The organism is Falsihalocynthiibacter arcticus (assembly GCF_000812665.2).
In the GTDB taxonomy this organism is placed as follows: domain Bacteria; phylum Pseudomonadota; class Alphaproteobacteria; order Rhodobacterales; family Rhodobacteraceae; genus Falsihalocynthiibacter; species Falsihalocynthiibacter arcticus.
This window is the reverse complement of the sequence record NZ_CP014327.1, coordinates 3717488-3737989: the sequence shown is the minus strand read 5'-3', so window position 1 is coordinate 3737989 and position 20502 is coordinate 3717488. Positions and strand designations below refer to the sequence as shown.

Here is a 20502-nt window from a genome sequence, read left to right as displayed (position 1 = left end):
AAAGCCCCGCGCGTGAAGTCACTGGCGGGGCTTTGGGAATTGGGTAGGGGGGGGCGAAACCTTTAGCCAGCCGAAGCCCGATTGTGTTTGCGTGCGATGAAGGTCTTTGCGGTTTCCACGGCGACAGCAGCGTCACGGCAATAAGCGTCAGCACCAATGGCTTTGCCGAATTCTTCATTCAAAGGCGCGCCGCCGACCAGAACAATATAGTCGTCGCGAATGCCGCGCTCAATCATCGTATCAATCACGACTTTCATATAGGGCATGGTCGTGGTCAAGAGCGCGGACATGCCAAGGATATCAGCGTCTTCGCGTTTGAGCGCGTCAAGATAATCTTCGACGGGGTTGTTGATTCCCAGATCGACAATTTCAAAGCCTGCACCTTCCATCATCATGCCGACAAGGTTTTTGCCGATGTCGTGGATATCGCCTTTGACGGTTCCGATGACCATTTTACCCATTTTGGGCGCACCAGTTTCCACGAGGAGGGGTTTAAGAATGGACATGCCACCCTTCATCGCGCCCGCCGCAAGGAGCACCTCTGGAACGAATAAAATACCGTCGCGGAAATCATGGCCCACAACTGTCATGCCCGCCACCAAAGCTTTGGTCAGAATATCGTAGGGCGTCCATTTGCGTTCCAGCAGGATGTGCACCGCTTCTTCGATTTCTTCCTTCATGCCGTCGTAAAGGTCGTCGTGCATTTGAAGGACGAGTTCGTCGTCTGGAAGTTCGCTTAGGATGATGTCTGCGTCGTCAGCCATGGGTCTACCCTATTCATAGGGCGCGAAATCGCGCGGTGTCTGCCCATTGATGGGCCTGCTTTACGGTCGGAACTTGGCATTTTGCGACATGCTTGGCGCTTGTTCCGACGCATCAGATTGGTTTTACGGAAGTTTAGGTCCGTGAACGGCGTCGAATGCGTTCTGGTTTCTCTGTATCGTCGCCTGTGCCGTCTTTTGGAGAAGAAAATCCACCGAGGCTTTTGGTGATGAATTCCAGCGAGGGGCGGGGGCCACGTTCGCGGGTTTCAAGGGCTTCGCGCATGGCACGCAAGTGATCCGGCGTCGTGCCACAGCAGCCGCCAATGATCGTCGCGCCCGAGTCTCGTGCGAGGCAGGCGTAGTCGCCCATCAATTCCGGCGTGCCGTCATAGTGAATGTGGCCATCGTGGAATTTTGGAATGCCTGCGTTGCCTTTGGAAATGATCGGTGTGACGGGACCACGGGCCGAGAACCCTTGCACCGTACGCAGAAGGTCCGACGCGCCGACACCACAGTTCGCACCGAAGGCCAGTGGCTGGTTTTCGATTTTCGCCACGATGTCCACCATATCAGACGAGGTCACCCCCATCATGGTGCGGCCTGCCGTGTCAAAACTCATGGTGCCGCACCATGGCATATCGGCCAGCTTAAAGGCTTCGGCCGCCGCGCGGTATTCTTCGGGGGCCGAGATGGTTTCAAGCCACAAAACATCTACGCCGCCTTCTTTGAGGGCTGCGGCTTGCTCGTGGAACATTTCCACCGCAAGCGCGTGGGTGAGGCTTCCCAGTGGCACCATGATCTCGCCCGTTGGACCGACAGAACCCGCAACGATCACGGGGCGCCCCGCGGCATCGGCCACGTCACGCGCAAGATGGGCCGCTGCGATGTTGAGTTCGGCGACACGGTGTTGTGCATTGTGCAATTTCAAACGGCTGGCGTTGCCGCCAAACGTATTGGTGAGAAACAGATCAGACCCCGCATCCACGGCCCCGCGATAAAGCGCTTTGATTTTCTCGGGTTCTTCCACGTTCCACATTTCGGGCGCATCCCCAGAAGTGAGTCCCATGTTAAACAGGTTGGTGCCCGTGGCCCCATCGGCCAAAATCCAGTCGCGCTCCGAGAGCATGCGTTGCAGTGCGTTGGTCATGGGATCTGCCTTTCAAAAACACGTATACCCCCACATTAAGTGGGGGGCTTGCGGTCAAATGCCAGTTTTTACGCCAAGGTGCAAATTCATTATCGTCATAATGTTTGTGAAAGGGTTTCAAGTTGTCGTTTTTCGCCGTTGCTTAAAGTGGTGTTGAGCGAGGTCGCCAAATTGGCGGCAGGTTGTTGCGCGAGAATAGCGCGTGTCACGTCAAATGCACCAAGGGCGAGACCGAGGCGATTGGGGCCCGCCATGTAAAGCGTCTCCCAATGCGGAGCAAAACTGGATTTGAATTGCGTGAGGCCTGCGCCGCCGGACAGGGTTCCCAACTTCCCCCAAAACCAATGCGCCAACCGTGAGGCCGAAGGCGCGGGTTGCCATGGCACGGAGGCGAGGGAAAGGCGGGGGATATTCTCAATCGCTGCGGTCTTGATCGCCTCAGTTACCAACGCGTGCATTGTGCCATCTGGGATGCTGCTGGCGTGGCGCATAAGGTCGAGCGTCCATTCCGCGGCCACCGTTGAAAAGCTTACGAACCCGACAAGACTGTCGTTTTTATAAGCGAGAAAACAGCGCTGGGTTTGCACATAAGCTGGATCATATATTCCCATGGTAAACCCACGTTCGCCGCCGTGGGTGTCGGACCATTCGCGCGCCACGCGCGTCATTTCGCCCAAGGTGAGATGAAGGTCTGCGTGATTAAACAGCGGCTTAAGGGAAGTGCCTGCCTTTTGCGCTTTGCGTAATTTGCGGCGTAACTGGCTGTGTTCTGGGGACTGGAGGCAGAATTCGGAGGGCGTAAGCCATGCTTCACGGCTGACGGGGGTGACAGCCATGCCAAATTTGCGCGCTTCAAGCGCCATGCGGCCGCTGATTTTATACAAAAACGGCAAGTGATTGTCAGCTTCGGCCATGTTCTTAAAGGACGCCAATAGGCTTTGCGGATGTGTCGCCACAAGAGGGTCGCCCAGTGCGATGAGCGCCTGTCCACGAGATGCCGTGAGAAAACACCCTGCCGAATTCTGCGCATGCAGCAACGCTTTGTCGCCTTGGCGTAAAAGATTGGCTTCGGCGCGCGGGGCACTATGGATCAAAGCCTCGAGGCGCGAGGGAAACCATGCGATTCCGCCAGTTTGAGGCAGCATCCTTTTGTTTAGCTTGTCGCGCTGAAGGAATGGGCCGCGCGCGAGGGTTATCGCCCCCAAAAGCGCAGGCAACGCATAGTACAGGGCGCGATAGGCAAGGATCGCCCCAAGGAGGGGCTCTGCTGGTACAAAGGGCAGGAGCATGAGGAGCGTGACCTCAAACGGGCCGACGCCTCCTGGAGTGCCTGACACCAATGCCACCCCAAAGGCAATAAGAAAGGCGGGATAGAGCTGACTGAAACCAAGCTCGAGCGCAGGCGGAAGCAGAGCGAAAAGCGCACCGGATGCTGCCAAAGTATCGGCCGCTGCAAGGCCTGTTATTGCGAAAATTGCAGAGACACTTGGCCAGTTAAGCCTATGCCCTCTAAAGGAAATATGAGGTTGTAAAAGGGACGCGGTAACGAGCGCAATGAGCCCGAGGGGCGGGAGCAAAAAGAGCGGGACAAGATACCCAAGACTAAGACCTGCAATCCCAACGGGCAGAGGGAAAAGGAGCGCGGCGAAGGACATAACAACCGCCAGTCCTGCCAAAAACGAGACAGCGACAGCCGCAGAAATCTGTGTGGCTTGAAGGAAACTGATTTCAGGGAGAAGGCGCCAGCGTGTTAATGCACCGGTGAAAAGCCCAAATCCCGTGGTTTGCGAGACAGCGATCGCAGCGATTCCTGCACGTGAGGCGGTTTTATTGCCCACTTGTGTGCGTAAATGACGGTGAATGACCGCGTCATAACGCCCGACCGCCCAGAAGCTCGCTGCGGTAGCAACGGTTGCCATTCCCCACTGTGCGCCTGAGACTGTTTGCACGGCCGCCCAAATTTGTGAGACATCCAAGGCGACCATATTGTCGAGGAAAAGGGCAACGAAGCCAATCGCCAACACAATGGGGGCGGCTTGTCTCGCAATTTGGTGTCGCATAAAGAGAGTGGCTAGATTTTTGCGGGCCATCTTAGGAGGTGGCTCAAACGACATGGAATCTATCTTTGCCGTAGTTCCATTCGACCCTCGATCAATCGAAGTGTTCACATTGTTCCCATCGCCGTCCCTTTTATCCACCGCTAGTAGGTGTAAGGGAACTCTCTTAGGGGGGAGTTAACATATAGAATTGTAACAAAAAAACGCGCCACCTAGGGATAGGGGCGCGTTTAATTTTACTCGATTAGAAAGCCTATTTGACTTCTTTCAACACTTGGGTTTGCGCCTCAACCAAGCAACTCGCCATTTTTTCGCGTACAGCGGCTTCGGTCGCAAGGTCGCCCAAATCACCAGTCACTTTGCGCACAACATCGTCATGGCCAGCTTCTTCGAAATCGGCTTTCACAACTTCGAGCGCATAAGTCGTTGCGTCATTGCCCGATTTTCCAAGCAAGGCTGCGGCCCAAAGGCCAACGAGTTTGTTACGACGGGCGATGGCTTTGAACTGCATATCGGCGTCGTGAGCGAATTTGGCTTCAAAAGCGTTTTCGCGATCGTCAAATGTTGTCATGTTCTTTCCTCGGGCTTGTGTGCAAGGGTGTTAATTCGTTCCCCTAACATATGCCAACTCACGCGCAAAGCCGCAAGGGCGATGCGCAACCTTGCGGCAAAGCATCCCATGGCGTATAGGGCGCGAAGGGGCACAAGACTCACCTCACGTGCCAAACCGCAGCATCCGAAGATCGGAACCCGAATGGCACGTCGCACAAAGATTTACGAAGGCAAAGCAAAAACTCTGTATGAAGGCCCTGAGCCTGACACTTTAGTGCAGTATTTCAAGGATGATGCCACCGCTTTTAACGCCGAGAAGAAGGCTGTGATTGACGGAAAAGGTGTTCTGAATAACCGCCTGAGCGAATATTTTATGGTCGGTCTTGAGCAAATCGGCGTGCCGACTCACTTCCTCAAACGCCTCAATATGCGCGAGCAATTGATCCGTCGGGTCGAAATTATACCGCTCGAAGTAATCGTGCGCAATTTCGCTGCGGGCTCGTTTTCCAAGCGGATGGGAATCGAAGAGGGCACACCAATGCCGCGTCCGATTGTCGAGTTTTCCTACAAAGACGACTCACTTGGCGATCCATTGGTACCCGAAGAATACGTCATCGCTTTCGGCTGGGCCTCCCAGCAGGAGCTTGATGACATTGTCGCGCTTGCATTGCGGGTAAACGACTTTCTGTCGGGCGTTATGTATGGCGTTGGCATCAAGCTGGTTGATTTCAAAATCGAACTGGGCCGCGTTTATGACGGCGATTTCATGCGCCTTGTTGTGGCCGATGAAATTAGCCCTGATAGCTGTCGTTTGTGGGACATCGAGACTGGCCGTAAGCTCGACAAAGACGTCTTCCGCCAAGATCTCGGCGATTTGGCCGATGCCTATACCGAAGTGGCGACACGTTTGGGCGTTATGCCCTCCAACGTGACGCACCCTTCTGGTAAACCGACGCTGATTAATTAAGCCTCTTCGAAAAATAAGGAAAGTTCTGCCATGAAAGCCCGTGTACATGTGATGCTGAAAAACGGTGTTCTTGACCCCCAAGGCGCCGCCGTGCGTCATGCGCTTGGCACCCTCGGATTTGAGGGTGTGAATGATGTGCGTCAAGGCAAAGTGATTGAACTTGACCTTGCCGATGGCACGTCTGAGGCGACGATCACCGAGATGTGCGACAAGCTGCTCGCAAATACTGTGATCGAAAGCTACACGATCGAGATCGCCTAATGCGCGCCGCCGTTCTTCGGGAATACAACGCGGATTTGTCTTTGGAAGAGGTCGCTGATCCGACCTGTCCTGAAGATGGCGTTGTGCTCGAAGTGATGGCCTGTGGCGTCTGCCGTTCGGATTGGCACGGGTGGGTCGGGGAACATCCTCGCGTCAAACCGGGTCAAATTATGGGGCATGAATATTGCGGAACCGTTGTTGAGGCTGGTGCGCGGGCGAAATTCGCCATTGCGGACCGCCTCGTTGCGCCCTTTATTCTGGCCTGTGGTGCCTGTCCGTCTTGCCAGTCGGGACATCAAAATACCTGCCCAAATCAACGGCTTCCGGGGTTTATCGAACCCGGAGCATTCGCGCAATATATTGCCGTTCCTTTCGACCACAACTTAGCTATTTTGCCCGACACACTCTCTCCCACCGTCGCTGCGGGACTTGGGTGTCGCGTCACGACTGCGTGGCACGCGCTCACGGGGCGCGCCGCGGTACAGGCGGGCGAATGGGTTGCTGTGCATGGAACGGGGGGCGTTGGCCTCTCGGCGTTTCTGTTGGCTAAGGCCCTTGGTGCGCGGGTTGTTGTTGTTGATATCGTTGAGGAAAAACTCACCCACGCGCTCAGCCTCGGAGCGGACGCCGCCGTGAATGCCTCGGCGGGTGATACTGCCCTTGCTATCCGCGAGATTACAGGCGGCGGCGCGCATGTGAGCATCGAAGCCCTCGGCATCGAAGCGACCACAAACGCTAGTATCGAATGTTTGCGCCCCTTGGGGCGGCACGTTCAAGTTGGAATGCCCGTGGGCCATACCGCCAAGATGCAAATCAATATGAATGCTGTTTATATGGGAAATCTCGCCCTTTTCGGCACGCGTGGCATGCCATCGTGGCGCTATCCTAGCTTGTTGTCGCTTATCGAGAGTGGTGCCGTGGATATGACGCCTTTGGTTGCCCGTGAAATACCTCTATCCTCCGCGAGTGACGAGCTGCGCGCCTTTAACGGGCCAACCGCGCCCGGTGTGGCCGTCATTACTGATTTTACTGCCTAAAAAGGACCATCTGCCATGAAAGCTGCTGTCATTGTCTTCCCCGGTTCCAACTGTGATCGCGACCTTGCGGTGGCTTTACGCGAAAGCGGAGCCGATGTGGAAATGGTCTGGCACAAAGACACAACCCTGCCTTCTGGCCTCGATTTTGTCGGTGTTCCGGGCGGGTTTAGTTTTGGTGATTACCTGCGTTGTGGTGCGATTGCCGCGCAAAGCCCAATTTGCCGCTCTGTGGTGGATTTTGCCAATAAGGGCGGCCATGTTTTTGGCGTGTGTAACGGCTTTCAAATCCTTGCGGAAACCGGCCTGCTTCCGGGGGCACTGCTGCGTAACGCTGGCTTGAAATACATCTGCAAAACCGTGCCGCTTGTCGTTGAAAACGCCGACACGCTATTTACGCGCGGCTATGAGGCTGGCCAAGTGATCGACATCCCGATTGCCCACCATGACGGCAATTATACAGCTGACGCCCAGACCATTGAACGTCTTCAGGGTGAGGGGCGCGTGGCCTTTACCTATGGCAACAACCCCAATGGCTCCACAGCCGATATTGCGGGTGTGCTAAGTGAAAATAAACGGGTTTTGGGCATGATGCCTCATCCTGAGCGCGCTTTTGACGCCAGCCATGTTGGCACTGACGGACAAGCGTTCTTTCGCTCAATTGTGAGCGAATTGGTTAGCGCATAGACGCAACGTCTTGAGCCTTTACGGCGTAGGGGGTATCGTTGGCTATGGCTAAAGATGCGCCCCATTCACCCGATCCTTTAAGTGCTGTCCCGTCGATGGGGGGGACGTTAGGCTGAGCCGTAGCACAAGAAGCGGTGCAAGTTCTGGACTAAGATCTTCAGAAATCCCATTGAGGCGTGTTGCAAAAACGGGCTGGATGGCCCGTGGTTTGCTGATCCTTGCCATTGCCATCGGGGCGGGCATAATCTGGTCTACCAATACACTTTTGACCGAACGATATACCGAAACGACCCGCAGTCGTGCACAGGTGCGGCTCGCGCTTTATTCGGGCAATATTGTGGGCGAAATCAGACGCAGCGCTATTGTTCCACGCCTGTTGGCACGTGACCCTGTCCTGACGGGCGCGTTGAATTCATCCGACTTTACGCAGTCAAGCCAGCAGCTGATCACATATGCCGAAGAGATCGGCATCGCGGGTTTGCAATTGTTGGATGAAAGCGGACGTGTGGTTGCAGCCACCGACCGCAATCTCCTTGGGGGAAATGCGCGCAACTCTGAAGCCTTTGTCGCAGCCGTTCGCACGGATGGCGCGATTTTTGGCGTGTCCCAAAATGAGACGGGAGCGTCAAAATTCACTTATTCCCAGAAGTTAGTCTCCAACGGCACCCTTATCGGGGTCATCGTTGTGGATGTGGATTTACGCCAGTTTGAGGCCTCCTGGAAAGGGACAACGGATGCGGTGATCGTAACCAATTCCGAAGGAAATATCATCCTTTCAACCGAACCCCTTTGGCGTGGTTTGACCGAGAAAGAAGCCCTAAAAACCAAAAGTGCGCCGTCCGCTATCACTCGCGCTTTGAATGCAACTCGCGATTGGGCTGAGGTTGGTTGGGGCGATTTGCCCGTGGAAGCCTATCTTCAGGGTGAGGCCTTAATGCGCCAAGAAGTGCGGGTACCGTTCCAAGGATGGAAACTCACCAGTTTCACCACATTTGCCTCGGTGCGTGACAAGGTGAACGGTGTTTTAGCCCTCGAAATTATGGGCGGGGCGATATTGATCGCGCTTGGCTTTTACTTCACCTCTCGGCGTGCGCGCTTAAGTTCCGTGTTTTTCCAGAACGAGTCGGCGGAACTTCGCCAGCTAAACCAGCGCCTTCAGCGCGAAATCGCCGAGCGTGAGAAGGTTGAAAAACACCTCGATATGGCCGAACAAACCCTAGCCCAAAGCTCTAAACTTGCCGCATTGGGCGAGATGTCGGCGGCGGTTTCGCATGAGTTAAATCAGCCCCTTGCCGCGATGAAAACCTACCTCGCGGGGGCCAAGCTTTTGCTCCTCAGAAAACGTCCAGAGGAGGCCCAAGCCAGCTTCCAGCGGATCGACGATTTGATCGAGCGTATGGGGGCGATTACCAAGCAACTCAAGAGCTATGCGCGCAAGGGGGGCGACACGTTTCAGCCCTTTGATATAAGATCCGCGCTCTCTTCTGCCTTGTCGATGATGGAGCCACAACTCAAGCAACGGCACGTTCAAATTACCCGTACAATTCCACGCGATCCTGTGATTATTTTGGCCGACCAGATGCGTCTAGAGCAAGTCATCATTAACCTGTTTAGAAACGCCTTGGACGCGACGAAAACCGCAAAGAACCCGCATATCGAAATCCTGTTAACCGTCGGCGAAACCGCCGTTTTATCGTTGCGAGATAATGGGCCAGGGATTGACGATCTTGACGCGTTGTTTGAGCCATTTTACACTACAAAAGCGCCGGGCGACGGTGTGGGCTTGGGGCTTGCTATCTCCAGCGGGATCGTAAACGATTTCGGGGGGCGGTTGACCGCTCGAAATGCCGCCAAAGGGGGGGCTGTATTTGAAGTGACGCTCCCCATATTAAATGATGAATACACATCAGCCGAGTGAGGACTAAATGGCCAAAGCCATGAAGATTGCCATCGTTGACGATGAAAAAGACATGCGTCAATCGATAAGCCAGTGGTTGGCTCTGTCGGGTTTCGACACTGAAACGCATGCCAGTGCGACAGAGGCTCTTAAATCTGTTGGGGCCGATTATCCCGGAATTGTTGTTTCCGACATTCGGATGCCTGGGATGGATGGAATGGCGCTGTTGCGCAAGTTGATGAGTATCGACTCGGGCTTGCCAGTGATCCTAATTACGGGACACGGCGATGTGCCAATGGCAGTGGAAGCGATGCGGATCGGGGCGTATGATTTCTTAGAGAAGCCTTTCAACCCTGATGTCATGACCGAAATGGCAAAAAAAGCGACACAGGCGCGTCGATTGACACTTGATAGCCGCGCATTGCGCCGCGAATTGGGCGACGGCGGAGCGGTGATGAAGAAACTCATCGGTGCCAGCCCAGAAATGGAGCGGCTGCGCGAAGATATCCTCGATCTTGGGCAAGCCGATGGCCATGTACTAATCGAGGGCGAAACGGGTACGGGTAAAACACTGGTGGCCCACGCGCTACATGCCGTCGGATCCCGTGCGGGCAAGAAATTTAAGTTGGTGTCCTGCGCTGCTTTTGAAGAAGAGGAGCTGGCGCGGCGGTTGTTTGGCCCTATTGATGACGGCGGCAACCAACCGCTGGTCGAAGACGCGCGCGGCGGCACGTTGGTGCTCGAAGATATCGAGGCCCTCAGCCAAGGGCTTCAGGCGCGTTTGCTGACGTTTATGAATGAACAGGGAACTCCCGCAGAAACGCGGATTATCGCGATTTGCAACTTGCAAGAGCAGGGGAAAACCTGTGAAGACGCCCTGCGGCCCGATCTGTTTTACCGCCTGTCTGCATTGAAAATCACCTTGCCGCCGTTGCGTCAGCGGGGCGAGGACATCCTGTTGTTGTTCACGCGCCTATCCGAACAATTCGCCGAAGAATATGGCTGTGATGCGCCTCAAGTGAGCGCCCAAGAGGCGGCGCAATTGTTGCAATCCCCTTGGCCTGGAAACGTGCGCCAGTTGATCAATGTTGCCGAACGGGCGGTCCTGCAAAACCGTCGGGGATCGGGTACGATTGCAAGCCTGCTGATGGCAGATAATGACGATGTTGCTCCGACCATGACCACCGATGGCAAGCCCCTCAAGGAATATGTGGAAGCGTTTGAGCGGATGCTGATCGACAATACAATGCGCCGCCACAAGGGTAGCATCGTAAACGTTATGGAAGAACTTTGCCTTCCCCGTCGGACGCTAAATGAGAAAATGGCCAAATACACTTTGACCAGATCGGACTATATTTAAAACACGTCCCAAATGCGGCAGAACGGGCTTTGATGTCACGTCATTTACCGCCTTTGGGAAAGGGAATGAAGGGCGCGCACGCACAGGTTGTGTCGTGCGCATTTTTCCCATTGTCTTTTATCCCCAATACAAACTAGTATCGTTTTACGGCGGGCCGTCCAATGGGGACTGTACCGTACGGAGAGTTTCGCTGCGACCGGCGGGACGGGGCCATGGCTCTGACGACGGCGCAGACCGATTAGGCCGCAAGGCTGCAAATTTGCCCGTGAGGCCGCGAGCCGGCCCGGGCGCATGAACGGATGTTTATATCATTACTGATACAGAACATCGGAGCAGAAACGCGAATGAGATGCGACGGAAGACAGAGGCAAAGAGTTGAGGTTGGCATTGCCAGCCCCATAACTTTGCCATTTACCCGTGACGCATCCTTCGCCCAAATCAGACACCCGGCACGACGCACCGCCCTTATCGGGGGGCGTGTTTTGCACGCGTGCAAAGAGTTCAAATGGCTAAGAAAATGCTTATCGACGCCACCCATGCAGAGGAAACTCGCGTTGTGGTGGTTGACGGAACCAAAGTTGAGGAATTTGACTTTGAGGCCGAAAACAGACGCCAGCTAGCTGGCAATATATATCTTGCAAAAGTAACGCGGGTTGAACCGTCGCTTCAGGCGGCGTTTATTGATTATGGCGGAAACCGCCATGGTTTCCTCGCTTTCTCCGAGATTCATCCGGATTACTATCAAATCCCCATAGCCGATCGCGAAGCGCTTTTGGCCGAGGAAGCTGCCTATGCTAAGTCGCTTCAGGACGATGACGAGCAACCCGACCCAAAACGTCGCCGTCGTCGCCGGAGCGGAAAAGCCGCCGAAGCCAAGTCGGGCGACGCAGTTGAGACTAAAGAAATCACAGAAGACACGCCGAAAAAAGAATCCGACGGGCCATCTAGCATGGACGTCGTCGATTTTGGCGAAGACGACGACAGCCAAAACGCCGATGCGTTTGAAGGCAGCTCTCCGATGGAATTGGTGGCCGAAACACCGGTCGATACACCCGCGGCAGACGAACCCGAAGATGAAGACACTTCGCCAGCTGTAAAAACAGACGCCTCCGACGAGGATGACTCGGATGATGGTGACGACGACGACGCGCCTTTGCAAGCGACCGACAAAGACGATAGTATCGAGTCTGTTGCAGATGAAGATGTGCAAGACGAAGTGCGCGCTCCGCGTAAATTCCGTCCACGGAAATATAAAATTCAAGAAGTGATTAAAGTTCGCCAAATTCTTTTGGTTCAAGTCGTGAAAGAAGAGCGTGGCAACAAAGGCGCCGCACTTACAACATACTTGTCTTTAGCTGGTCGCTACTGCGTCTTGATGCCGAACACCGCACGCGGTGGTGGCATTTCTCGCAAAATCACAAATATCGCTGATCGCAAAAAGCTCAAACAAATCGCGCAAGAGATCGACGTTCCAGAAGGGGCAGGGCTCATTGTGCGTACGGCCGGGGCCGAACGGACCAAGCCAGAAATCAAGCGTGACTATGAATACCTTCAACGTTTGTGGGAGCAAATTCGCTCTCTAACGCTTAAATCCATCGCTCCAGCCAAGATCTATGAAGAGGGTGATCTCGTCAAACGGACGATCCGCGACCTTTATAACAGCGAAATCGATGAGGTTTTGGTCGAAGGCGAAGCGGGCTATCGCGTGGCCAAGGACTTCATGAAAATGATCATGCCGTCCCATGCGAAAAACGTAAAACGCTACACCGATCCGTTGCCCTTGTTCGCGCGTTTCCAAGTCGAGACCTATCTCGCGGGAATGTTTAATCCGACAGTGCAGCTGAAATCGGGTGGGTACATCGTTATCGATGTGACCGAAGCACTTGTTGCTGTGGACGTGAACTCTGGTCGTGCCACAAAAGAAGGCTCAATCGAGGATACGGCCACCAAGACCAACCTTGAAGCCGCAGAAGAAGTGGCGCGTCAAGTACGCTTGCGCGATCTAGCTGGCTTGATCGTCATCGACTTCATTGACATGGAAGATCGCCGCAACAATGCAGCCGTTGAAAAACGGATGAAAGACAAATTGAAAACCGATCGCGCTCGTATTCAAGTGGGACGGATTTCTGGTTTCGGCCTTATGGAAATGTCGCGCCAGCGCTTGCGTCCGGGGATGCTCGAAGCAACCACACAACCTTGTCACCATTGTCACGGCACGGGCCTGATCCGCTCCGACGACAATCTCGCGCTCGCGATTCTACGACAGCTCGAGGAAGAGGGTGTCCGCCGTCGGGCGCGCGAAGTACTGCTCAAAGCGCCAGTGGGTATCATGAATTTCCTCGTGAATAATAAGCGCGAGCATATCGCGCAGATTGAAGCACGGTATGGTCTGTCTGTGCGCATCGAAGCTGACCCTTTCCTTGTCAGCCCAGATTTCAGCATTGAACGTTTCAAAACTGCTACGCGCAATTTGCGTCCTGTTGAAACCGCAGTTGTCTCTGCTGATGCTTCGTTGATGGATGATTTAGACGAAGAAATTGAAGCGCTGGAGGTCGAAGAAGAAGTTGTTGTGGCACCGGTTGTCGCGGAAGCTCCGAGTGACGGACCATCCCTAAACGAAGACGGAACCCCCAAGAAACGCCGTCGCCGCCGTCGTCGTCGGAGAGGTGGAAATGGTGGCGATGCCTCCAATTCCGAAGGCAACAATCATGCCCCGCAAGACGCAAGTTCGGATGGCGAAAATACAGCGCCGACTGTGGATGCAACTTCTGGCGCGGATTCGGAAGCACCGTCGGTCAACTCTCAGGAGCAGGTGGCCGAGGTTAGCGAAGAAGCTTCAGGAAAGCGTCGCCGTGCCCCGCGTCGGAAGAAATCTGATGCGGTGGCTGAGGGAACGAATGAAACGGCTATAGGCGACGTCGCAGCTTCGGAAACATCTCCAGAAGTTGAACCAGGTGGTTCACAAAGTGACTCAATTGATACGACCGTCAAAAAACCGGTGCGAAAACGTGCGCCGCGTAAAAAACCTGTGGTCGAAGCACTTGCCGATGCCAATCATGCCGAAGAAAGCAGTGACAATGTTGCACCTGTGACCGAACCTCCTTCGGAAACAGTGCAAGAGGTTGAAAAACCCAAAACACCTCGCAAACGCGCGCCGCGAAAACCAAAAGTTGCGGCTGGCGAGGAGAGTACTGCGGAAGTGGCGGAGGTGACTTCCGCGCCTAAACCGCCGCGTAAGCGCGCGAAAGCGGTTCCGAAAGCTAAGAAAGATACGATTGTTGAAGGCGTGTCCGAACCAGTAGTTGAAGCAACAAGTGAGAGTGCTGTTCTTGCAGAAAACGTTCCAGCCAAACCTAAGAAATTGGGTTGGTGGTCAGCCGGTAAATAGTGGTGGCTTGAGACATGAAATGACGAAAAAGGCCCCTAGTGATCTAGGGGCCTTTTTCGTCTACGCTGTCGCCCGCTAGGAGTTGGTTTGCGTTACCTAAAGCATCGAGCTTTTAACTTGATCCGTATCCCGCCTCACAAAAGAAGTTCCAGCATTCGTCTGGCGTGAAGAGATTGCAAATTTTGGCGAGGGCATCGAACATCTGGTCAAATGTTCTGGCTCCGATCCTTCGAAGGTGGGCTTTGAGTTTTGAGAAGGCCATTTCAATGGGGTTGAGATCGGGTGAGTACGGCGGCAGGTAGAGGAACCAGCACCCGACTTCCCGCAAGGCTTCTGCAGCCGCCTTGTTGTAATGGGTGGCAAGGTTGTCGCAAATGACGACAGTGCCTGGTCGCAGTTCCGGGGCAAGGACATTGCGGACGTAGACTTCAAACGCCTCACCATCCATCGCCCCCTTGATGACCCATGGTGCAATCAGGTTATCTTGCGTCAGGCCTGCAATGAACGTCTGAGTGCCCCACGCCCCAAACGGTGCGTCCATTTCCAGACGCTTTCCGCATAGACTGCGCCCACGTAGTCGGGTCAGATTGGTTTTTACTGACGTCTCGTCTATGAAGACGAGCCGTTCAGGATGCGCTTGCATTGCCGGAATACGGTACCGGAACCAGTCCCGACGACGCAGCTTCACATGGGCGCGGAGCCGCTCGGTGGCCACCAGTGACTTTTTTTGTACGTGTAACCAAGTTTGCGCAGGAACCGTCCGATAGATGCAGAATGGGCAACAACACCCGTGGCGGCCTTCAGCGCTCCGGCCAGTTCTGGCAGTGTGATGTCACCATCCTGCGCGACCAACTCTACAAGAAACTCACGGTGGAGCGCGAGCTTTCCGTGTCCTTTTGGTCGCCCTTGGACATCCGGTGTGGCATTGCCTCGCTCACGGATTCTGCGAAGCCAGCGAACGCCCGTGGCCGCCGAAACCTTCAAACGCGCCGCCGCCGCACGACCGCTCAACCCTTCCTCAATGTACTCTTGAAACCGCGCCCGAAGCGCCATCGGTAATGCTGCTGACATGATCCATCCTCCCAACCAGAGTGAATCACAAAACTGAACTCAACGGAATCCTATCGATTCAATATTTAAGCTCGACGCTTTAGTGTCATTTTCGTATTTCAAGTTGATATTTATTAGAACAGCGTCAAGTTACCTTCACCGTTGTTCTCTGTGGCCTCAAACGTATCCGCATCGTTCCCCTCAAGACGGCCGGTAAGGCTTGTGAGGCGAAGCGTTTCCCTCAATTGAATAGACGTAACATATTGTTCCGAGGTCCCATTGGTTGCATCTGATAGGAGGATCGACAGTTTGCTAAGGTCTTCAAGTTTCTGCTGCATCCGGTCCAAAGCCTGAAATTCTATGATTGGCACATCACACAAATCCGAAACCTGATCCATTGTTCTACCTAGCGCATGTTGAACTGAACTTGCGGATTCTGCGATTCCGGAAAGCTCAATAGCAACACGCCCCAGTAAGACACTCACATCGATATTTGCGTGTTCAAGGTCTTCGTTTGGTGTTTGGATCGTTGTGGTTTTCAAAGCTACAGTCGCCCTACAACGGCTTCTATGCATGCCCTCAGTTGGACTGGATCAAAAGGCTTTTTTAGGAAATTATTCATTCCCAATTGTTTACCCTTTTCAATGATTTCACGATCTGCACGTCCAGTAATCAGAATAAATCCGACACCTTTTGTTTTTGGTCCCTGACGTAATGCGTGTAAAAGGTGCAAACCATCCATGCCAGGCATGTTATAATCAGAAATGACAAGATGAACTGGCGAACGTTCTAAGGCAACAAGGGCAGCTTGCCCGTCTGCAACACTACCAACATTTCTAACGCCAAACCCATCCAAAGCCTGAGTGAGAAGCCCTCGACTTGTGGACATGTCATCCACAACCATGACGCGTAATTGATCTCTTAAAGACATGGCTTTTTCCTTTACCAATATTGCTCGTTTGCGACAGTTTGTCGTTTTAGGTAGTTGGACGAGGGCTTCGTCTGTAAATTGTCATGCCACGATTCTCGAAATCGGTGTTCGATGTTTCCGGAACGCGTTCAGAGTGCCCGACGAATAACCATCCCTCTGGCGCAAGCGCGTTTTGAAATCGTGGCCAAAGTTTGTTTTGAGTTTTGTCATCGAAGTAAATCACCGTATTTCGGCAAAATATAATATCAAAATTCCCGGATATTGGCCACTTTTCCAATAAATTCAGTTCCCGAAACGTGGTTAGAGATAGCAGATCTGGGTGTGCTTGGAATTTTCCCAGCTCTGTAGAACTCGGGTTGTCGAAGTACTTTTTGCGGAGTTCTTGTGGAATTGCACTCAGCTGCCGTTCATCGTATGTGCCATTTTTTCCAACAATCAAAACTTTCGGATCGATATCTGAAGCCAAAATTTTAACATCAAGGCTTGAAGCTTGCGGAAGGATTTCAAGTAGTGTCATTCCAATGGAATAGGCCTCCATTCCCACAGAGCAGCCTGCAGACCAGATACGAATTCTGTTCCCAGCTTTGGCACGACGCGCTAGATCAGGAAAAACGTCTGTTTTTAAGAATTCAAAGTGATGATTTTCCCTAAAAAAACTAGAGATATTTGTTGTCAGCGCAGAAATCATGAGCCGCAACTCATTCTTACCATCCGAAGATGAAACGAACTGGCAGTAGTCGTCAAAGTTTACGATACTGGTTTCGCGAAGACGTTTAACCAGCCGTGAAGATACAAGTGCGGATTTCGAAACTGGAAACACCAGCCCAGCTTCTTTGTGGGCCAGCGACGAAATAATCGCAAATTGGTCGGGAGTCATCCCGCCAACGTCGTCTGCAGCGCTGGGGTTAAGTGCGTTCATACGACCTCCAACGGAGCCGAAAGTAATGCCGCACGCAAGTCTAGAACGCGTAGCATACGGTCGTCTACAATCGTCAACGCGCTTACAAAGTTTTGGTTTGCGTCTGCTGCCATGTCAGGAGGCGCTTGAAGTTCATCCGTCGTAACTGTGAGGATATCGGAAACCGCATCGACAAGGAGTCCAACGACTTCGTCCTCAGATTGTACGACGATAAACACATTTCGGGCCGAAGTTTCAGTCATGTTTTGACCAAGTCTCGCAGCTAAATCTATTATCGGAAGAACGGTTCCGCGCAGATTGATCACCCCGCGCACGAAGTGAGGCGAGTGTGGCAAAGGTGTTGCCCGTGTCCATCCTCTAATTTCTCGCACCGACATGATATCGACCGCATACTCCTGTTCACCAACTCGAAACGATAATAGTTCAAGTTCTGAAATAGTTTTTTCTGTTGCTGTATTTGTCATCTGATCTAACCTGCTAATTCGATTGGGGTTTCAGAGGGAACTGTACATCCTGATGCGCCCGAAACGATGTCAACGGGATCTAGAATGAGTGCAATTTGGCCATCGCCAAGTATGGTCGCCGCGGCAATTCCTGGGACGCGACCATATCCTTCTTGGAGGCCTTTGATCACGACTTGCCTTTGGTCCCTAATCTCATCGACGACTAAAGCCGCGCGACTTCCATCTTCGTGGGCAATGAGGAGAACGATTGAACCCACGTAGTCAGCTTGCGGTTTGCGGTAGCCAAGTTCAGACCCCAAGTCGAGAAGGGGGACGAACCCATTTCGAACCCTAACGACCGAAGTGTGTGGCCCAAATGAGCTGATATCGCCTTCGCCAAGTGTGAGCGTTTCGTCAATTGTATTTAGAGGAATGACTAGCGTTTGACCAGCAACCTGAATGACCATTCCGTCCAAAACCGCCAACGTAAGGGGCAGGCTGATTGAAAAAGTGGTTCCAACGCCAGCAGTCGAAGTAATCGTAACGCGCCCGCCCAGCGATTGTATGGCACTGCGAACAACGTCCATGCCAACTCCGCGACCGGAAAGGTTGGAAATCTGATCTGCCGTCGAGAAACCTGGGAGAAAGAGAATATTATCGATTTCACTATCGGTGAGTTGCGCGTCGTCGGCGACAAGCCCTTTGGCAATCGCCTTCTCGAGGACTTTGGGGCGATTTATGCCTCCTCCGTCGTCGCTGACATCGATGACCACGCGCCCAGAGCGATGGCGCGCCGAGAGTGAAATGACACCAACGCGGGGCTTCCCCGCGGCCAATCGATCTTGGGTGTTTTCAAGCCCGTGATCAACCGCATTTCGTATCATATGTGTTAAGGGGTCAGCCAGGCGTTCTATGACCGTTTTATCCACCTCGGTGCCTTCGCCAACAGTGTCTAAATGGACCTCTTTTTCTACGGCTGCAGAAGATTCGCGCACAATTCGTGCCATGCGCTGGAAAAGCGTTTTTACGGGCTGCGCGCGGATCATCATAACGCTGTCTTGAATATCCCGCGTGAGCTGTTGTAACTCGTCCAAACCTGTAAAAACGGGGGCATTCGGGGGAAGGCCAGCTTCGGCAACACTTTGCGATAGCATTGCTTGATTTATGACCAACTCACCAACGAGATTTACAAGACGATCCACCCGTTCTAGGTCCACGCGCACTGTCGCACGGGGCTTGGTTGCAATTGCCGCGGTCTCCTCTTCGGGGCGGCGGGGCCCTTCTCGTGGCACAGATTTGACATCTAGACTTGAAGGTGTGGAGTCCACTACATCATCGGGGCTTTCAGCACTGGCAGGGGCTATTGGGCTCACCTGGACTGTGCTTGGAATCGGATCTTCAGCCTTAGGGGGTAACAGTTTGTCGACCTTGGTCTGTGAAGCATCTGTCGACTGGGAAACAATTTCAAGCTCAACGGGCAGGAGTTTTGTCGCTTCAATCGTGAGTTCGCAAATGTCTGCAACAAAATCAAAAGCTTCCAATATTTGCGCTTTGCTCTCATCAGTGACGAGAATAATGTTCCACGTTAGATAATTTTCTTCCGCAGCAAGGTCTTCGAGGTCCGGGAGTTTGCTTTGATCCACGTTGATGGACATTTTTCCCATATTTCGAAGCGTTCGGAAAATGAAAATGGGCTCGTTACCAGTGGCGTAAAGCTCACTTGTGGGTGTGAACGAAATTTTATACGCGTTCAACGGGTCTTCGTCGGGTTGAGAAACAGTCTTTTCGTTAACGGTACTGTTGCAATCTTCCGGAACCACATCGACAGGCAAATCGGAGATGTCGGGAAAGGCAATATCCGGCTCGTCAAACGCGGGAAGATCCATGTCCAGCCCTGACAAGTCCAGTGAGAATCCAACACCAGTTGCGACAAAATCTGCGGGATCCATTTCCTCTTCTTCTTCCTCTTCGCCACCAATAAGGTCTAGAAGAAGTTCGAGAACTTCGTTTATGGGCGTTTTGTCCGTCTCTGTTGCATCCCGCGAGGCGCGAACGATGTCACTTAGGAGGTCTGCGGCGCGAAAGAAAACCTTTAGCGCATCACCCTCTGGGGCAAGTGTGCCTGATCTAACATGATCTAGAGTGGTTTCGTATCGGTGGGCAAATCGAACCAACTCATCCAAGCCAAAAGCGCCAGCGCCGCCTTTGATTGAATGGACCGCTCGGAAAACGACATTGATCGTTTCGCCGTCGCTAGAGCCGTCCTCCATGGACATAAGTCCGTCCTGCAGCGCTTCAAGGAGTTCTTCACACTCTTGAAAAAACGCGGTGCGGATTTCCGCCATTGGATCAATTTGTTCACTCATAAGAAAATCCTTATCCGGTGACCATTTGTAAGGCGCGTACCAGCTTTGACGGGTCAAAAGGTTTTACAATCCACCCCGTCGCACCCGATGCGCGAGCGCGCGCTTTTAATTCCGGTGCGCTCTCAGTTGTGAGAACCAATATCGGGATTGATCGGCGCTCTGGTATTTTGCGGACCGCATCGATAAAGCCAAAGCCATCCAAGCGGGGCATATTGATATCAGTGATAATGGCGTCAGGGGTGAAATCCTCGAGAACTTCAAGCCCATGTTGTCCATCCTCGGCCAGCGTCGGTTCAAAACCGGCTTGGCGCAGGGCCAAGCTGATCATGTCGCGCATGGTCCGGCTATCGTCTACGGCTAGGATATTTAGGCTCACTTTCTGTTCTCCTCAAAAGATTCGGGCGTAAGGCCGCAAAGGGCCAATTGATCCACACAGGCGTCGGTCGAATTCACGAGTTTTAATTCGTGCCCTGCACCGTGCCATTCGGAAGCTGCTGAAAGTAGAACTTGTTGGCAAAGGGTGCCAAGGTGAGTCACTTGAGAGGCATCGACATCAATGTCAGCGCCGCGAAGGGACCGCAATCGATTGGCCAATGGCTCAGCATCGCTGAGACCTAGGCGGCCTTGCAATTGAATGCGGGCGGTCATAGCGCCGCACCATGTGAATGAAGTTTCGAGT

At 53.4% G+C, this 20502-nt stretch carries 19 protein-coding genes; 7 read left to right on the top strand and 12 right to left on the bottom strand.

The window, feature by feature from the left end; translation table 11 throughout:
* Positions 1-62: 62 nt before the first annotated feature.
* The 4 genes from RC74_RS18315 to RC74_RS18300 all read right to left on the bottom strand — a co-directional run bounded on the left by RC74_RS18315 (position 63) and on the right by RC74_RS18300 (position 4539).
* Positions 63-764 carry a corrinoid protein gene (locus tag RC74_RS18315; RefSeq protein ID WP_039003188.1) on the bottom strand — a complete coding sequence of 234 codons (702 nt, stop codon included), beginning with the start codon at positions 762-764 and terminating at the stop codon, positions 63-65.
* Between the two features lie 133 nt (positions 765-897).
* Entirely contained in the window at positions 898-1911 is a 1014-nt protein-coding gene (gene bmt / locus RC74_RS18310; RefSeq protein WP_039003189.1) for a betaine--homocysteine S-methyltransferase, read from the bottom strand.
* 95 nt (positions 1912-2006) lie between these two features.
* Positions 2007-4025, bottom strand: coding sequence for a bifunctional lysylphosphatidylglycerol flippase/synthetase MprF (locus RC74_RS18305; RefSeq protein WP_082802357.1), 2019 nt, complete (start codon positions 4023-4025; stop codon positions 2007-2009).
* A gap of 196 nt (positions 4026-4221) precedes the next feature.
* Positions 4222-4539: a DUF1476 domain-containing protein gene (locus tag RC74_RS18300; RefSeq protein ID WP_039003190.1), complete on the bottom strand. Its 318-nt coding sequence runs from the start codon at positions 4537-4539 to the stop codon at positions 4222-4224.
* Between the two features lie 183 nt (positions 4540-4722).
* Between RC74_RS18300 and purC the strand changes: the two genes are divergently transcribed.
* The 7 genes from purC to RC74_RS18265 all read left to right on the top strand — a co-directional run bounded on the left by purC (position 4723) and on the right by RC74_RS18265 (position 14114).
* Complete coding sequence (purC, locus tag RC74_RS18295; RefSeq protein WP_039003191.1) at positions 4723-5487, top strand: phosphoribosylaminoimidazolesuccinocarboxamide synthase; 765 nt, start codon at positions 4723-4725, stop codon at positions 5485-5487.
* A 30-nt stretch (positions 5488-5517) separates the two neighbouring features.
* Positions 5518-5748 carry a phosphoribosylformylglycinamidine synthase subunit PurS gene (gene purS / locus RC74_RS18290; protein WP_039003192.1) on the top strand — a complete coding sequence of 77 codons (231 nt, stop codon included), beginning with the start codon at positions 5518-5520 and terminating at the stop codon, positions 5746-5748.
* Complete coding sequence (locus RC74_RS18285; RefSeq protein WP_039003193.1) at positions 5748-6785, top strand: zinc-dependent alcohol dehydrogenase family protein; 1038 nt, start codon at positions 5748-5750, stop codon at positions 6783-6785. Before purS ends, RC74_RS18285 begins: the two co-directional genes overlap by 1 nt.
* A 15-nt stretch (positions 6786-6800) precedes the next feature.
* Entirely contained in the window at positions 6801-7469 is a 669-nt protein-coding gene (gene purQ, locus RC74_RS18280; RefSeq protein WP_039003194.1) for a phosphoribosylformylglycinamidine synthase subunit PurQ, read from the top strand.
* 196 nt (positions 7470-7665) lie between these two features.
* Positions 7666-9387: a sensor histidine kinase gene (locus RC74_RS18275; protein WP_082802356.1), complete on the top strand. Its 1722-nt coding sequence runs from the start codon at positions 7666-7668 to the stop codon at positions 9385-9387.
* Positions 9388-9394: 7 nt separating this feature from the next.
* Positions 9395-10726 carry a sigma-54-dependent transcriptional regulator gene (locus RC74_RS18270; protein WP_039003195.1) on the top strand — a complete coding sequence of 444 codons (1332 nt, stop codon included), beginning with the start codon at positions 9395-9397 and terminating at the stop codon, positions 10724-10726.
* 505 nt (positions 10727-11231) lie between these two features.
* Positions 11232-14114, top strand: a complete 2883-nt coding sequence (locus RC74_RS18265; protein WP_039003196.1) for an Rne/Rng family ribonuclease — start codon at positions 11232-11234, stop codon at positions 14112-14114.
* 112 nt (positions 14115-14226) lie between these two features.
* Here RC74_RS18265 and RC74_RS21920 read toward each other — a convergent pair.
* The 8 genes from RC74_RS21920 to RC74_RS18220 all read right to left on the bottom strand — a co-directional run bounded on the left by RC74_RS21920 (position 14227) and on the right by RC74_RS18220 (position 20471).
* Positions 14227-15185, bottom strand: a protein-coding gene (locus tag RC74_RS21920; protein WP_156477400.1) for an IS630 family transposase whose coding sequence is annotated in 2 segments (ribosomal slippage) — positions 14227-14841 and positions 14844-15185 — 957 coding nt in all. Because the reading frame shifts where the segments join, the coding sequence is not laid out codon by codon here.
* Between the two features lie 113 nt (positions 15186-15298).
* On the bottom strand, positions 15299-15706 hold the full coding sequence (locus RC74_RS18250) for a hypothetical protein (RefSeq protein WP_039000836.1): 408 nt from the start codon (positions 15704-15706) through the stop codon (positions 15299-15301).
* Positions 15707-15708: 2 nt separating this feature from the next.
* The gene (locus tag RC74_RS18245; protein WP_039000835.1) at positions 15709-16095 is read right to left on the bottom strand and encodes a response regulator; all 387 of its coding nucleotides are present in this window, start codon (positions 16093-16095) and stop codon (positions 15709-15711) included.
* Between the two features lie 46 nt (positions 16096-16141).
* Positions 16142-17014 (bottom strand): CheR family methyltransferase, encoded by an 873-nt coding sequence (locus RC74_RS18240; RefSeq protein WP_039000834.1) that lies wholly within the window; start codon positions 17012-17014, stop codon positions 16142-16144.
* Positions 17011-17478 (bottom strand): chemotaxis protein CheW, encoded by a 468-nt coding sequence (locus tag RC74_RS18235; RefSeq protein WP_039000833.1) that lies wholly within the window; start codon positions 17476-17478, stop codon positions 17011-17013. Before RC74_RS18235 ends, RC74_RS18240 begins: the two co-directional genes overlap by 4 nt.
* Positions 17479-17483: 5 nt before the next feature.
* Positions 17484-19823 (bottom strand): chemotaxis protein CheA, encoded by a 2340-nt coding sequence (locus tag RC74_RS18230; RefSeq protein ID WP_052274649.1) that lies wholly within the window; start codon positions 19821-19823, stop codon positions 17484-17486.
* 10 nt (positions 19824-19833) lie between these two features.
* Positions 19834-20199 (bottom strand): response regulator, encoded by a 366-nt coding sequence (locus RC74_RS18225; RefSeq protein ID WP_039000832.1) that lies wholly within the window; start codon positions 20197-20199, stop codon positions 19834-19836.
* A complete protein-coding gene (locus tag RC74_RS18220; RefSeq protein WP_039000831.1) occupies positions 20196-20471 on the bottom strand; it encodes an STAS domain-containing protein in 276 nt (91 codons plus the stop codon). Before RC74_RS18220 ends, RC74_RS18225 begins: the two co-directional genes overlap by 4 nt.
* Positions 20472-20502 lie beyond the last annotated feature (31 nt).